The sequence below is a fragment of the Salipiger sp. HF18 genome, assembly GCF_011806505.1.
Taxonomy (GTDB): domain Bacteria; phylum Pseudomonadota; class Alphaproteobacteria; order Rhodobacterales; family Rhodobacteraceae; genus Salipiger; species Salipiger thiooxidans.
In genome coordinates this window covers 1-798 of the sequence record NZ_JAATOS010000911.1, presented here as the reverse complement: position 1 = coordinate 798, position 798 = coordinate 1, and the positions used below count along the sequence as shown (strand labels likewise).

The 798-nt window shown below is 72.1% G+C and carries 1 protein-coding gene; it reads right to left on the bottom strand.

Annotation, left to right across the window (positions count from 1 at the left end; translation table 11 throughout):
- Positions 1 to 137: 137 nt before the first annotated feature.
- The coding region (locus tag HC022_RS27925) for an aspartate/glutamate racemase family protein (protein WP_167454531.1) at positions 138 to 798 on the bottom strand (661 nt) is incomplete at its 5' end.

The window sequence follows — 798 nt, the reverse complement described above, 5'->3', positions numbered from 1 at the left end:
GTCGGGGGCGGTCCAGACCCCGGGGTAGTCGCGCCAGACCCCCGCCAACGCCTGCCAGTAGGCGGCGCATTCCGCCGCGGTCTCGGCCCGCGCGGGGCTTGCCGCGAGCACTGCCAGCAGGCAGGCCGCCCGGAGTCTCACAGCGTGGCGTGGCCGGTCGCGAGGCGGGCCAGCAGGTCGACGTGCACGTCGAGCGCATCCACCACGCGGTAGCCCGGGGCGGCGCCCTCGAAGGCGAGGTTGAGATCGGTGCCAGCGAGCACCACCGCCTCGGCGCCGAGCTCGTCCACCATCTGCCGTCCGGCGTGCAGGAACTGCATTCGCTGTTCGCGCGTGCAGGTGCCGGCGACGGCCATGTCCTGGTAGCTCTGGCCCAGCTCGTCGATGCGGTCGTCCAGGGTCACCGCCTCGGTGCGTGAGAGCTGGCCGTAGAGGCGGGTGCGCATCACCACGCGGGTGCCGAGCAGGCCGACCCGGTGCAGCCCCTGGTCCGCGAGGAAATCGTCCAGCGGCGCCACGGCCGAAATCAGCGGCAACGGGCTGCGCGCGACGGTCTCGTCAAAGCAGAAATGACCGCCGAGCGAGGTGATGGCGGCGCAATCGCAGCCGGCGTCGCGCAGGCGCTCGATGTGGCGGAGGTAGACCTCGGCCTGCGCCTCGCGCGCGTCGGCGAGATTGTTGCGGATCAGCTCCTGCACATCGGCGTGCACGATGGTCAGCTCGAGCTTGCCGCCAAGCCGGTCGACGGCGGCGGCAAGGCGCTGGTAGTAGACGAGCGTCGCCGCCACGCCGATACCG